This is a genomic window from Sporosarcina saromensis (assembly GCF_033253735.1).
GTDB lineage: Bacteria > Bacillota > Bacilli > Bacillales_A > Planococcaceae > Sporosarcina > Sporosarcina saromensis.
This window is the reverse complement of the sequence record NZ_JAUBDI010000005.1, coordinates 85,274-99,394: the sequence shown is the minus strand read 5'-3', so window position 1 is coordinate 99,394 and position 14,121 is coordinate 85,274. Positions and strand designations below refer to the sequence as shown.

The window sequence follows — 14,121 nt, the reverse complement described above, 5'->3', positions numbered from 1 at the left end:
TTCAATGAGCTTGAAGAGAGTATTGCTACGCAAGTCTCCTGTTCCTATGCTACAGTAATAGGAAAGTAGTTCATTCATAGAAGAAATTAGGGGTATGCCTGATGGATAAATTTGAGATCATGGAACGCTTACGAAAGCAGTGTAGGAACAATGAGAAAGTGATTGGCGTAGCGGCAGGGAATGGGATGACGGCAAAGTATGCGCAGCAAGGTGGCGCTGATTTCATACTTGCATTGAGTGCAGGGAGATTCCGGCAGATGGGGGTCAGCTCATTGGCCGGCTTTTTGTCGTATGCGAATAGTAATGGGCTCGTTATGACGTTTGCCACGAAAGAGCTTGTTCCGCTTATCCATGATATTCCTGTCTGTTTCGGTTTGTGTGCAACGGATCCGACGATTTCCCTTGACAGTTTTATTGACGTTATTCAAAGTAAAGGTTTTGCGGGAATTAATAATTTTCCGAGTGTCGGGTTGTTTGATGGGCAGTTTGGTGAAGCGTTGGCCGAACAAGGAATGTCATATGCGTTGGAGGTTGAGGCGATTCGGTTGGCGAGCGCGAAAGGTTTGTTTACGGTCGCTTTCGTGTTTACGCCACAACAGGCGGAAGCGATGATTCAGGCAGGGGCAGATGTCATTTGTGTTCACTTAGGCCTCACACAAGGTGGCGATGTAGGTGCAAAAAACATTTTATCATTGCAGTCGGCGAAGCGATTGGCCAATCAAATTTTTGCACGTTGTGACGAACTCAATTCAACTGTTGTAAAAATGATTTACGGTGGACCGGTGAATAAACCAATTGATGTCCAGTTCATGTACGATGGTACGTCAACGATGGGCTACATTGGTGGATCCGTCTTTGAACGCATCCCTACAGAACAAATGCTGTTGCATATTATGAAATCGTTCAAAGAAACGACGAACTTCCATTACGATGATTTACTTGCAAATGTAATGGGAGGGATCGATGCGCATGTTGATTACATCGACTTTATGAAGAACTATGTGCGTTTGAATTATATGGAAGAAATTACGTTGCAGGAAGTCGCGAAGATTTTACGACTATCCCGCTCGTATGTGAGCACTTTATTCAAAAAAGAAGTGGGCTTATCTTTTTCACAGTATGTAATAGAATTCCGATTAAACCGTGCAATAGAGCTGATGCAAGTCAGCGGTTTACCCCTAAATCGAATTGCGGAGATGGTCGGCTACCTCAATTACCCACAGTTCAGTAAAATCTTCAAGAAGCATAAAGGGCTCTCGCCTAGCGAATTGTTGGAGAAGAAACAAAAGGACAACGACTCCTAACATAACACCATTACCATTTTGTTTTGAAAGCGCTATTATTGAATATAGAAGGAAGTTTGGACATGCTTTCACTAATCAAAAGGGAGTGTTTTGTATGGCGAAGACAATTGCATTAGCAGGTACTTTTGATTCAAAAGGGAACGAATTTTTATTTGTGAAAGAGTTGATCGAGTCTTTAGGATTGCGTACATTTACAATTCACACAGGGGTATTTGGGCCAGTGTTTCAACCGGATGTTACCAATTCGGAAGTAGCAGCATCTGTAGGTGAAGATATAGAAGCAATCGCTGCGAAAAAAGACCGAGCACATGCAACGGAAGTTCTGTCGAAAGGGATGGAAACTTTGCTACCTCGTCTCTATGCAGAGGGGAAGTTTGACGGTATTCTGTCATTCGGAGGAACGGGTGGTTCTTCCATCGTAACGGCAGGTATGCGTGCATTGCCGATCGGCGTACCGAAAGTGATGGTGTCAACGGTTGCATCAGGCAATACGGAACCTTATATCGGTACGAGTGATTTGATCATGATGCCTTCAGTTGTAGATGTTGCTGGGTTAAATGTCATTTCTACAAAAATCTTTACGAATGCCGCTTTTGCGATTGCTGGCATGGTGAAATTTGAAAGCCATACAGAAGTTGAGAAGAAACCACTGATAGCTGCATCAATGTTTGGCGTCACAACACCGTGCATTAACTATGCGAAAAGCTATTTGGAGGATAAAGGCTACGAAGTGCTCATCTTCCACGCGACTGGGGTCGGTGGTCGTACGATGGAGAGTTTGATAGCGGATGGGTTTATTGACGGAGTGCTAGACTTAACGACGACGGAATGGGCAGACGAGCTTGTTGGTGGCGTATTGGCTGCCGGGCCAAATCGATTGGAAGCGGCGGCTTTACGTGGCGTTCCACAAGTTGTTTCTGTCGGTGCGTTAGACATGGTGAATTTTGGACCGTTCGCTTCAGTACCTCCCCGATTCGAAGGACGTAATTTCTATAAACACAATCCAACCGTGACGCTCATGCGGACGACTGTGGAAGAAAACGAGCAGATTGGGCAAGTGCTTGCGCAACAATTGAATAAAGCGAAGAAAGACACCGTTTTAATGTTGCCACTAAAAGGATTATCTGCGCTCGACGTAGAAGGGCAGCCGTTTTATGGGCCGAATGAAGACGAGGTTTTATTTGAAACGTTGAAAAAGCATGTGGATGCTACCAAAGTGGACATAATGGAAGTGGAAACGTCTATTAACGATGAACACTTCGCAATCACTGCAGCAAAGCAACTTATCGAAATGATTGAAAAGAAGAAAGGAGCATGAATATGTCAAAACAAGCGATCTTAAATCGTTTTAAAGAAGAAATCAGCAAAGGAAATATTCTATTAGGAGTCGGTGCAGGAACGGGTGTTACGGCGAAAAGCAGTGAAGCGGGTGGTGCCGATATGCTCATCGTGTACAATTCAGGGCGGTATCGTATGGCTGGTCGTGGATCTTTAGCAGGGTTGCTTTCTTACGGTGATGCAAACCAAATCGTTGTCGAGATGGGGAATGAAGTGCTCCCAGTCGTGAAAAATACACCTGTTCTTGCAGGTGTAAACGGCACGGATCCATTTCGCATCATGAGTAGGTTCTTGAAACAGTTACAAGATCAAGGATTCCAAGGTGTCCAAAACTTTCCGACAGTCGGTCTTATCGATGGAACATTTCGCGCGAATTTAGAAGAAACGGGTATGGGCTACGACTTAGAAGTAGACATGATCCGCGAAGCGAATGCACTGGGCATGTTGACAACACCTTATGTATTTGACGAAGAACAAGCGATTAAAATGGCGAAAGCCGGCGCGGATATGCTCGTCGCACATATGGGGCTGACGACAAAAGGAACAATAGGCGCACAAACTGCATTGACGTTGGACGACTGCGTAGAACGGATACAAGGGATTGTCAAAGCCGGCAAATCCGTTAATCCGGATATTATGGTCATCTGTCACGGGGGACCAATTGCTGAACCCGAAGACGCAGCATACATCATCGAACGTGTTGACGGGATCGTCGGATTCTTCGGCGCATCCAGTATTGAACGTTTTGCAGCAGAAAAAGGCATTAAAGAACAATCGGAAAGATTTAAAGAGATTAAGAAGAAGTGATAGTAAGTTAAATGAACCCTTCGAAAAGACGTCATACACGTACTTTTCGAAGGGTTTTTTATGAGGAAGGCTGACTTCCTAAGTGGAAGAAGTGATTAGGAAGCCAAGTGTAGAAGTTATTGATGAAAAATACCAAGTGTGATCAGACACGCTGAGTTACCAATCGAATAGGTGGAGTTATCGATCGAGTTCACAAAGTTATCGATCATATAGGGAGAGTTATCGATCAAGTTCACAAAGTTATCGCTATTTTGGGACCTTTATCCTATTCGTTAAACAAATTTTATTTCAATTATTTCCCATTAACAGTGGTGCGACAGACTATCTTAATAATAAAAAATGGTAACCGCTATTTCAGTGAAAATCAGCAGTTTCAATAGATCTAAAGTCCTTAATCTAGCTAATTTATAATCTCTTAAAGTAAGTTAGACTACTTCTTAGCTAACAGTTTAGGAAGTAGAGTAATCAAAAGGAAAGCTTGTCAATACAGAGTTTAAGGTGAATCTTATTCTTATTTATGCTGATAAAATGCAGTACTATAGTATCCTATCAAAGGGTATTTAATCATTATTTTGTGTAGTATTACCTATTCGCCTATAGTAAACGCACGTTAGCTAGAGGTACAATTAATTCCTAATGGCAATACGGGTTTGAATTGCTTACCCTTTTTTGAAAGGAAAGTCATATATGCATAGATACAATAAGCTTGTAGCGTCGGCAGCTACAGCTTCATTAGTAAGATCGGCAGTCGTTAAAGAGGTATGTGAAGAAATTATTAGCACTTCATTCAAGGACGTTTGTGAGCAGTATAAAGATGCAGTAAATTATTTAGTGAATAACAATATTACAGCTGGTGTTTCACCAACGGAGTATGGAACGGATTTGGACATTAAGCGTGTCGATGTGGCGGTCATTTTAGCAAAAGCGACATTGACGAAAGAGGAGATTGAAAGGGCGCCTTATACGAATTTTATTGACGTGCCTGCTCGAGCAGTTCCATACATAAATGCATTAAAAGCGAAAGGAATTGTAAAAGGACTTACAACGACGTTTTTTGGTGCGAATCTTATGATGACTAGAGGAGAAGCGGCGTTAATGTTGGCAAAAGCCTATGGAATTCACGAGAATGTAGCAAGTGTTGACTTCGTTGACGTTGCTCCACTTTACAAAGAAGCTGTCGCGGCGTTTATTGAGTATGGAATCTTGTCTGGCGATCAAGGTAACAAGTTCCGAACGGCACAATTGATCAACCGGGGTGAACTAGCTATATTTCTTTATAAACTAGAAACATTACATTCCGTTGAAACAAGGGATGAACTCTTCAAATGGTCAACGCTAAGACGACAGTATTTGGAGTTACAATGAAGAATACTTTATTTTAAGCTCAAGTATCGCCATTTCGTGACCTTTTGACTATGTTATTCTGTTGTTCACCTTTCATTTGTGTGAACCTTTCAATTTCAATGAACATGAACGTCCTGTACTTATTCAGCTTCACAAAGAAAAGTAAAACGCCTTTCTGCATCCCGCAGAAAGGCGTTTTTACAAGTACACAATAAATCCTTAAAACGGTCCCCAATTCATCATGACACCAATAGCCAGGAAGATGATGCCGAGCACTGTCCAGATGAGGAGTAGCGGGAAGACGAAGCGGACCCACTTTGTCCAGGCGATTCCTGCGATTGCAAGGTTTGCCATGAGAATGCCGGATGTTGGGGTGATGACATTTGTGAAGCCGTCTCCCATTTTGTAGGCTTGTACAGCTACTTGTCTCGGAATTTCCATAAGGTCTGCTAACGGCGTCATGATTGGCATGACGATGACGGCTTGGCCGCTGCCGGAAGAGACGAGTATGTTGAATAATTCATTCGCGATGAACATGACAATCGCTCCGCTCACACTTGTGAAAGGGGTCATGACTGTTGCCATACCTTGGACAATGGTATCGAGAATTTTACCGTCTTCTAAAATGACGACAATTGAACGGGCCATCCCGATAATCATTGCGCCGTATACAAGTCCTTTTGCCCCTTCGAAAAATTCTTTGACGAGACGGTTCGGTGTGAGTCGGCCGATAACTGCAGTACCGACTGCAATGATGATGAAGATCGCAGCCATCTGATTAAGGCTCCAACCGTACTTGAAAACACCGAATACATAAAGAGCAATTCCGAGTACGAGCCAAATGAGGACCAATTTGTGGGTTCCTGTTAGCTGTACTTCTTTATTCAAATCGTCGCGTTCTTCGTACTTCGGAAACGGATTATCGCCTAGCACGCTTTTCATCGGATCCTTCTTAATACGCTTTACATACCATGCAATGTACAGAATGGTTGCAAGCAGGATAGTAATGTAGATAATAATACGGTACCCAATGCCAGAAAATAACGGTAGTTGGGCAATTTGCTGTGCCGTTCCCGTCGTTAGTGGGTCAAGGAATGCAGTATTAAATCCTGCATATGCCCCTAAATAGATGATGGATACACCTACGATCGCATCTAGCTTCATCGAACGAGCCAAAATAATACCAATTGGAATAAAAGCAATAACAGCATTAACGATAATTCCGAGCGTACCGAAAATCGAGAAGAGAATCATCACGATCGTAATTAATACAATTTCTTTGTTTTTCGTTCGCTCAATAGTCTTCAAAATTAGTGCGTCAATTGCCCCGGTCGATTCGATGACCGCAAATGAACCCCCAATGATCAAGACGAGGAAAATCAGTGGAGCAGATGCAATCATTCCATTTTGGATGGCAAGGAAAATATCCATCGGGCTTGCTGCAGAAGATTCGATCTGTGTGTAACTGTCTGGTACGACAATCGTGACACCGTCTACTTCTTCTCGTTGGAATTCACCAGCCGGTATGATATACGTCAATACGGCCATGAGCACGAGAATCATGAAGAGAATGACATAGGCGTCAGGAATACCGAGTGTCCATTTCTTTTTCTTTTCCAAACTATCACTCCATCCTGAATTATTTATTAATTTGGTTGACTAGATATATAGTAAATCATATAATTTATTTTGACAACGATAAATTTTATGATTTATTACAAATGAAGGAATGTTGTAGAGATGCGTTACGATGAACGAACAAAAAAGGAATATGAAAAACTGACAGCTGGGTTAAAGAAAGTGGCAGAAGCGTTGCTGACGAATCCGATTCTATTTGCCACACATCCAGCGAAAAAGATTGCGCATGTACTTGGTGTAGGCGAAACAATGATCATTCGTTTTGCAAAAGCAATTCACTATGAGGGTTTTAGTGCCCTTCAAACGGATGTGCAGAGGAGTTTGCTGACCATCCGATCACCTGAGAATAAACGAGCAGATCAGCATCCGTTCAGCGGCATTATGGAAAGTGACAGTGATAATATTACGCAAATTGCGGGGCATTTGGATTGGGCTGTTGCCGAAAAGATTGTGGATTGTTTAGTCGAAGCAGAGGCAATTAACGTCATTGGCTACTATCAATCGTTTGCGTATGCCCACTGGTTCACCGTGTTGCTGAACACATTGCTTGGCAATACGACACTGTATCGCCCGGAAACGGATATTGGCATGACAAAGCGTGGGAGTGGACAGTGCGTCGTCATCTTCTCGTATTACAGGTATGCACTTGGCACGATTCGACTGGCGGAAGAAGCGCGAGCAAATGGCAATCAAGTCATCGTTATTACCGATTCAGGCTCTTCACCTGTCGTCGACTTTGCGGATCATGTACTCGTTATTCCGATCTCGCAGAAATCTGTTCTCGAAAAAGGACCTGTCACGTTTTCGGTTTTAAACAGTCTGCTGCTACATGTCGCGCAACGAATTGACAAGCTGGATCTGATTAATCCGGCAAACAATTACTATATTCAATGAGAGGGGTTTTGATTGATGGGCACGTTAACGAAAGATCAAGTAATGAGTACGTTTGAACATTTACATGCAAATCCTGAGTTGAGTTGGGAAGAATTTGAAACAACGAAGTTCATTCAGCGGAGATTGGAAGAGGCCAGCTGTGCAGTGACAGTTTTTGATGATTGTACAGGTGTCATCGGGGATATCGGGAACTTCTCGGGAGACGTGCCAGTTATCGCGCTACGTGCCGACATGGATGCACTTTGGCAGGAAGTTGATGGGGCATTAAAGGCGAATCATTCCTGTGGCCATGATGCACATATGACGATGGTTCTCGGGGTTGTAGAAAACGTTAAGAATCGTAGTGATTTACTTGAACAGATAGGCATCCGGTTCATCTTTCAACCCGCGGAGGAAGTTGGTGCGGGTGCATTGAAACTTGTGGAAAAGGGGGCTGTTGACGCAGTTGACTATTTTTACGGGATTCATCTACGACCTCATCAAGAGACGGAAAACGGCAAAGCTTCACCGGCTATTGTTCATGGAGCGACCGGCACCATTCATTTTGACATAAGCGGGGATGATGCACATGGTGCTAGGCCGCATCTGACACATAACGCAATCGAAATTGGCACGTATATTGTGAATGCTATCCAAACGATTCATCTTGACCCGACCGTACCACATTCGGCGAAAGTGACGCGTTTTGAAGCAGGCGGCAGAAGCACGAACATCATACCGGGAAGTGCTTCGCTCGCAGTCGATTTACGTGCACAAACAAATGATGCGATGGAAGTACTGTCAAAACGGATTCACGCAGTTCTCGATTCAGCACGTTCGTTCTTCGGTGTAGACATTCGCATTACTGAAGAATACGGCATCGCAGCTGCCGAAGTTCATCCGGAGGCACAAAATGTAGCGCATCAAGCAATTGTAGCAGTGCTCGGCGAGAACAATACGACTGAACCAATTCGTACACCAGGCGGAGACGATTTTCATTTTTATACAATCAAAAAACCGCACTTGAAAGGAACAATGATCGGACTTGGTTGTGACTTGAAACCAGGTCTCCACCATCCGAAGATGACGTTTGACCGCGATGCCATGATGAACGGAATTGCCGTCATGACAACGATTTTAGAACTGCATGCGAAAGGGGAAACTGGGAATGAAATCAGTCACAATTAAAGAAGTAAAACTCCACCATACGAATGTCTCGCTCATCGCTCCGTTTACGACAAGTTTTGGAACAATGCAGAACAAAGATGTGTGCCTCGTAGAAGTAATTGACGAATCCGGCCTATCCGGTTGGGGGGAAACGGCTACGAGCAATGAACCGTATTACAATGAAGAAACGACTGCAACAACGGTTTATATGTTGAAGGAATTTCTTATCCCACGGCTTATTCATCGGGAAATTGGTCATCCAGGCGAAGTCCATGGCATGCTGGAATTCGTCCGACGGAACAATCTTGCAAAAGCAGCAATTGAAACAGCGATTTGGGATGTATTCGCTAAAAAGAACGAGCAGTCGATCGCGGAACTGATTGGCGGAGAGAAGAAGGAAATTGAGGTTGGTAAAAGCATTGGGATTCAAAAAGATCCTGCCACGCTTGTTGAGAAAGTCCGAGAATATGTGGACGAAGGCTTCAGGAAGATTAAAGTAAAAATCAAACCAGGCGCAGACATCGACTACATCGCAGCTGTTCGTAAAGAATTTCCGGACATCGTGCTTATGGCAGATGCCAATTCTGCTTATAGCTTAAAGGATATTGAACATCTGAAACAGCTGGATCCATACAATCTCATCATGATCGAGCAACCGCTTGCCCATGACGATATTATTGACCACGCGAGACTTCAGAGAGAACTGACGACACCAATCTGCCTCGACGAAAGCATCCACTCTGTCGAAGACACTCGGAAAGCAATCGAACTCGGCAGTTGCAAAATCATTAATATTAAGATTGGACGCGTCGGTGGCCTATCCGAATCCATCCGCATCCATGACTTATGCAAAGCGAACGATATTGCCGTTTGGTGTGGAGGCATGCTAGAAACTGGCGTAGGACGCGCTCATAACATTCAAATGACGACGTTGTCGAACTTCACAATTCCTGGTGATACCGCTCCATCCTCCCACTACTGGGAAGAAGACATCGTAACACCTGAAATTATTATGGAAAACGGGATTATTCATGTTCCTACAGGCTTCGGAATTGGTTATGAAATAGATGAAGAGAAATTGCGGAAAGTGCTTGTTCATCGTGAGACGATTCGTACGGGAGAGTCTGCGCATCCAATACCGTCATAAATGAAGTGCCCCTGCATGGTTTTGTGCTGTGCGGGGGAGTTTGTCTGTAACTACTAGTGAAGCAATTTGAATTGTTTAATAGCTATTTATCACTTTTCCAACTATCCAAATGCATTAAATTAACAGGAATGTTTAATGGATTATTTAAATTTCGTATAATTTCGTCTTTTAATGGAGTTATGGTATAATTAATGTACCGATTACGAACACTTACACGTATACATATTCCAAAGGAAGTGATACGTTTGAGGGATAAGGAGGAAAATAAATTGGTTACAATTAAAAAAGAGAATCCTTTACTAGAAGCAAAAAAAATTATTCAAAAAGCAATGAAAGAAAACAAGAGAAGTTCTAAAGATGTGAAAAGAGACTTAGAACTAGATAAGTATAATGATTAAGGTTGTTTTTGATACAAATGTAATTATTGATGGTTTGTTGGGGCATAGATCAGACTGTGAAGAAATTATTGATTGTTTTAATGCCGGTATCTTTAGAGCGGCATTTTCCCAGGAAACAATCGGTGAGCTCATGTATATTACTAAGAAAATTGCTAATCAGGAGTTACAGCTGGAAGAAGAAAAGATTGCATTTCTACTGTACATCGCAGATATGTTTTTTTATTCTAAATCTGTAAATACGTTAAAAATTAGAGGAAACCTTGAGGTGTATTGTAACGACAAGTTTGATGACATGTTTCTGGAGTGTAGTTATGCTGGGCAAGTACATTATTTAGTTACCAATGATACTAAGTCTGGATTGCTAGATATAAACTGTTATGAATTTAAAATTGTACCCTCAATCGAGTTCTTGGAACATATGAAAGGGTACAAGCATCCTCAATGATGTGTCTTTGTTATTTAAGGATGCTTGTGAAAAATGTGATTTTTGAAGACAATGTGCTCTATGAGAACTTCCAAATTTATTTTATAAACCTACCTCCCCAATCGCTCCCACTCTCTCACCAAATCTCTCTCCAACGCTTGCAAATCAAGTCCCTTTTCTTTATACATACTTCGCACTTCCAACAACCCGCTAAACGCCAATCTTGACCAAGCGACCATGTTCATACGTGTTGCAAATAGAAGAGGATTGCCGCCTGCGCGCAACGCGGCATCTGCGCCGTCGACTACACAAAGTGTTCCATGACCAACGAGGAGCATGCGTCGCAATTCGGGTTTATTGCCAATTGGAAGGGATTCTTTCCAGCTCCGTTTGTGATAAAATTTACTTTTTAGTGCCCATAGTAATCGAATGGCGATTTCATTGAAGGCGACAGGGATTGCCATCGTGATGCCGAAACGTGCGTCGTAACCCGATTCGAAGACGGCAGTGGAAAACTCTGCAAAGGTTTTGCTTTGTCCATTTACTTCGATGGAGCCGAAGTCACATAGTTGGAATAATGAATAGAACGGGAGGGGAATGCCAGCTCCCCGCCGTCCATCATTATGTCCTCTTGTTCCACTCGATCCCGAGATATCCGATAGCAAATGCCCGAGCCAGTTGGCAAATCCGCAATACAGTTTTGCAAGAAAGTTCTCGCCTTGCAGCTTATAGGCATTCGTTCCTTCAATTGGTTCCAGTCGGATGATGCGTCCATCGGCAATAAAACTCGCTTTGCCCGTGAACTGATCAAGCAATGAAAAGAATAGCCCGATGATATCCGGTGAATGGCCAAGGGATTTTAAATGGTGATCACTCGGACGCATATTTAACGTTTCTTCTCCCATAACTAAATCCGCAGCGTACCGCGCATCATAGTTCACTTTGAATTTCCGCTCTAAAAACCCGATTGCCTGTGCGATGTTTTCAGGTTCCGTACGAAGTTGTGCACCGTTGTTTTTATCGGCACGCCAAATCGTTTGGGCAAATTTCACGACAACGTTATCGACTTGTTGGTCTGTCCATTTCCCTAATTTGCTATCACCAGGCATTCCGACGAAAAAACTATCGATGAGCCCGGCAACCGCACCGCACGTGGCGGCAATTGCATAATCGTAGCGATCACAGTTTGGCGTCACCATCTTGTAATCTTCGCGTATTTGACGCGTTAGTTCTGCACGTTCTCTGTCCGTAAACAGTTTTGCAAACGGATCGCCTTGTAGGTCAATGTTGTGCGTCGCCGCGAACGTTTCGTTTTGTTGGAGAAAGTCGGTCCACGAATCTGCCTCGTTTGCTTGCAAGGTTTCCAGTTGTTCATATGGGGTTTCTACCAATTTATTGAAGGTGGGCGTATCAACTGGATCGGAAATTATTGAACCATTTGCGAGCAGCTTAGCTTGCTGTAACAACTTATCCAATGCATCACTTTGCACGTCTTGTAGTTGGCTCAGTTGGTCCAAATTGTCGTGTAAGTGTCCAAGTCGTTGTTCGGCTTGTTGCACAATGTGTTGTTGGACGATGAGCGCTTTTCCGCTTTCATCCAGTACTTTTGAGGAAATCTGATGGGATTTTTTCATTTGATTCACCTAAACAAGTTTTTCGCTTTTGTCGTAGCGGTTGCGAACGCTGCTTGAGCTACTTTGTTGTAATCAATTTCCGAAAAACAATTATGCAGATTTTCCACTTCTGCCAACGTCAATCCCTCTTTTAATTGCCACACAGGTTTGGAGTGAACTTCTTCCTCGGTCGCGTGTTTCAATTCATAACAAGATTCAATGAACTGACGGACTTTTTCAAGTGTCGGCTTGTTCGTCAAGCCGATGAGTCGATCTCGATCTAATGTTGCAGGCAGCTTCGTCATGACTTGCTCGATTTGAGAGGCATTTTGCTTATCCGCACTTAACTGCGCACCTCTGCTCAACATGTCCAGCATGTTCGACAATTGGTGGATTTTCTCGGAATTCTCATTGCCTTTCTTCATCTCAAGCATCAACTGCTGGGTAATGCCATTGATGTCTTCAATTAAATAGGAAAGCGATTTTTGTGTGTTCCGAATAATCGCCTGTAGCATGTATTCGCGTTGCTTATTGTTTTCAATATCGCTAATGCCACTCACTTTTTTCAGCCCGTGGTACGTGCCAACGCCTATTAGGACGAGCGTCCCAATTCCGGTAAACATGCTCGAGAATCCAAGGAGGCCACCCATACCCATCGCGGCTAAGCCTGAAGTGATGCCTGCTGCACTCAATCCGACGACGGAGCCGGAAAAATAGATCGCGGCCATCGGTAATCCAACCGCGACAGCTTTTGCGGATAAATCCTTCATCGACTTTTTAATTTGCGAGTCGTTTTTTCGGTGTTTCAAAATATCCTCATCATGTTGGATTGCAGCGATGATAAGGTCAATTTCTTCGCGTGTAACCGATAATGCATCTGCAAGTTCGCATAGAAAAGTATGTTGTGCCCAATCGTGGATGTTGTTTTTCTTCCCGAAAATGTACAACACATCTTTGAATAAAGACTTACTTAAAATATCAAAACTGCCTTCTTCAACCGTATTTTTTAGCGTTTTAAGCAATTCTTCTGTCGGTATGAGGTTGTCAACATTGCTCATATACCTCCGAATGTCGAGACGCATGGCAGCGCTAAGTTCGATGCGTGAAATTAACGAAATGATTTCTGTATACTCGAGTACATCAATCGTTTGATCATCCGAAAATGCAAAGTTGGCAACAAGTTTAATGTAGTGTTGCTTAACGGATTCCGACATCTCAGACAGTGGCGTAATTTGTGATGTATTTGTAAAGTCCTTCCCTTGCTCAGCTTCAGCTAAAATACCATCAATGAGTGCAACAAACCCTTTCAAATTAACGTTTAGTAGTAGGGAAGTCACGTTATAAGAAGTGCCATCCTTCATGAACACTTCCACGTTTTCTACCGTTTTTGTCTTTCCGAAACTTGCAGCTTTTTCAAAAGACGTATGGACAATTGATTTAATGGCGGCATATTCCAACTTCAACGGCTTTTCAAACGCAGTTTTCAAATACACTGCATCCCCTAAAAACAAGCATCCTTCTTTGCCGTTTGAAAGAATTGACGTATCTTTTAAGGCGACAACATATTCCAAATTCACATCTGGCGCATAGGAAGAAATAGCACCGTTCAGCTTTTTATCGGGAATGCCAGGAGCAGTGTACGTACTGTCTCCTAACAAAGTAATGTGCTCTTTTATGTATTTTTGAATAGACATATTATCCTCCTGAGGCATGTGGGTCTTTTTGGTTAATTATAGCATGTGGATAGGAAGGGGTGTTTGATTTTTAAAAATGTTGTTACATGTTGCGGAAACTAAAGTATCCCTAATGACACGGGGGTCTGCTAAAATGGTGCTATCGTGTAATTAAATGAGGTTTAACGACGCGCTAGGCTACAGAATCGACGCACGCGTGTCATTAAATGAGGTTTAATGACGCGTTAGGCTGTAAAATCGTCGCGCTCGTGTCATTAAGAGAGTTTTAATGACGCGCCAGGCTTCAATATCGTTGCTCCCGTGTCATTAAACAGGTTTCAATGACGCGTCAATCTGCAAAAATGTTGCTGTTTAAAGTCTCAATGATGAACAAA

The 14,121-nt window shown here is 43.0% G+C and carries 12 protein-coding genes; 9 read left to right on the top strand and 3 right to left on the bottom strand.

What is annotated here, in order from left to right; genetic code table 11:
* The first annotated feature begins 101 nt into the window (after positions 1-101).
* From QT711_RS07700 to QT711_RS07685, 4 genes are all read left to right on the top strand, one after another.
* Positions 102-1,304: a phosphoenolpyruvate hydrolase family protein gene (locus tag QT711_RS07700; protein ID WP_317943160.1), complete on the top strand. Its 1,203-nt coding sequence runs from the start codon at positions 102-104 to the stop codon at positions 1,302-1,304.
* A 94-nt stretch (positions 1,305-1,398) separates the two neighbouring features.
* The gene (locus QT711_RS07695) at positions 1,399-2,622 is read left to right on the top strand and encodes a Tm-1-like ATP-binding domain-containing protein (protein WP_317943158.1); all 1,224 of its coding nucleotides are present in this window, start codon (positions 1,399-1,401) and stop codon (positions 2,620-2,622) included.
* A 2-nt stretch (positions 2,623-2,624) separates the two neighbouring features.
* A complete protein-coding gene (locus tag QT711_RS07690) occupies positions 2,625-3,449 on the top strand; it encodes a phosphoenolpyruvate hydrolase family protein (protein ID WP_398295775.1) in 825 nt (274 codons plus the stop codon).
* Between the two features lie 687 nt (positions 3,450-4,136).
* Entirely contained in the window at positions 4,137-4,814 is a 678-nt protein-coding gene (locus QT711_RS07685) for an S-layer homology domain-containing protein (RefSeq protein ID WP_317943155.1), read from the top strand.
* 198 nt (positions 4,815-5,012) lie between these two features.
* Here the strand turns inward: QT711_RS07685 and QT711_RS07680 are convergent, their stop codons facing one another.
* Positions 5,013-6,413: a YfcC family protein gene (locus QT711_RS07680; protein WP_317943153.1), complete on the bottom strand. Its 1,401-nt coding sequence runs from the start codon at positions 6,411-6,413 to the stop codon at positions 5,013-5,015.
* 120 nt (positions 6,414-6,533) lie between these two features.
* On the opposite strand from QT711_RS07680, the gene QT711_RS07675 reads away from it, so the two are divergent.
* From QT711_RS07675 to QT711_RS07655, 5 genes are all read left to right on the top strand, one after another.
* Entirely contained in the window at positions 6,534-7,325 is a 792-nt protein-coding gene (locus tag QT711_RS07675) for a MurR/RpiR family transcriptional regulator (protein WP_317943152.1), read from the top strand.
* 15 nt (positions 7,326-7,340) lie between these two features.
* The gene (locus QT711_RS07670) at positions 7,341-8,492 is read left to right on the top strand and encodes a M20 peptidase aminoacylase family protein (protein WP_317943151.1); all 1,152 of its coding nucleotides are present in this window, start codon (positions 7,341-7,343) and stop codon (positions 8,490-8,492) included.
* Positions 8,473-9,618, top strand: a complete 1,146-nt coding sequence (gene menC, locus QT711_RS07665; protein WP_317943150.1) for an o-succinylbenzoate synthase — start codon at positions 8,473-8,475, stop codon at positions 9,616-9,618. The genes QT711_RS07670 and menC overlap by 20 nt, the downstream gene beginning before the upstream one ends.
* Before the next feature lie 269 nt (positions 9,619-9,887).
* On the top strand, positions 9,888-10,016 hold the full coding sequence (locus tag QT711_RS07660; RefSeq protein ID WP_317943149.1) for a hypothetical protein: 129 nt from the start codon (positions 9,888-9,890) through the stop codon (positions 10,014-10,016).
* Entirely contained in the window at positions 10,009-10,461 is a 453-nt protein-coding gene (locus tag QT711_RS07655) for a putative toxin-antitoxin system toxin component, PIN family (RefSeq protein ID WP_317943147.1), read from the top strand. Before QT711_RS07660 ends, QT711_RS07655 begins: the two co-directional genes overlap by 8 nt.
* Before the next feature lie 89 nt (positions 10,462-10,550).
* On the opposite strand, the gene QT711_RS07650 is transcribed toward QT711_RS07655, so the two are convergent.
* A complete protein-coding gene (locus QT711_RS07650; RefSeq protein ID WP_317943146.1) occupies positions 10,551-12,074 on the bottom strand; it encodes a hypothetical protein in 1,524 nt (507 codons plus the stop codon).
* A gap of 5 nt (positions 12,075-12,079) precedes the next feature.
* Positions 12,080-13,747: a hypothetical protein gene (locus tag QT711_RS07645; RefSeq protein ID WP_317943145.1), complete on the bottom strand. Its 1,668-nt coding sequence runs from the start codon at positions 13,745-13,747 to the stop codon at positions 12,080-12,082.
* Positions 13,748-14,121: the final 374 nt, after the last annotated feature.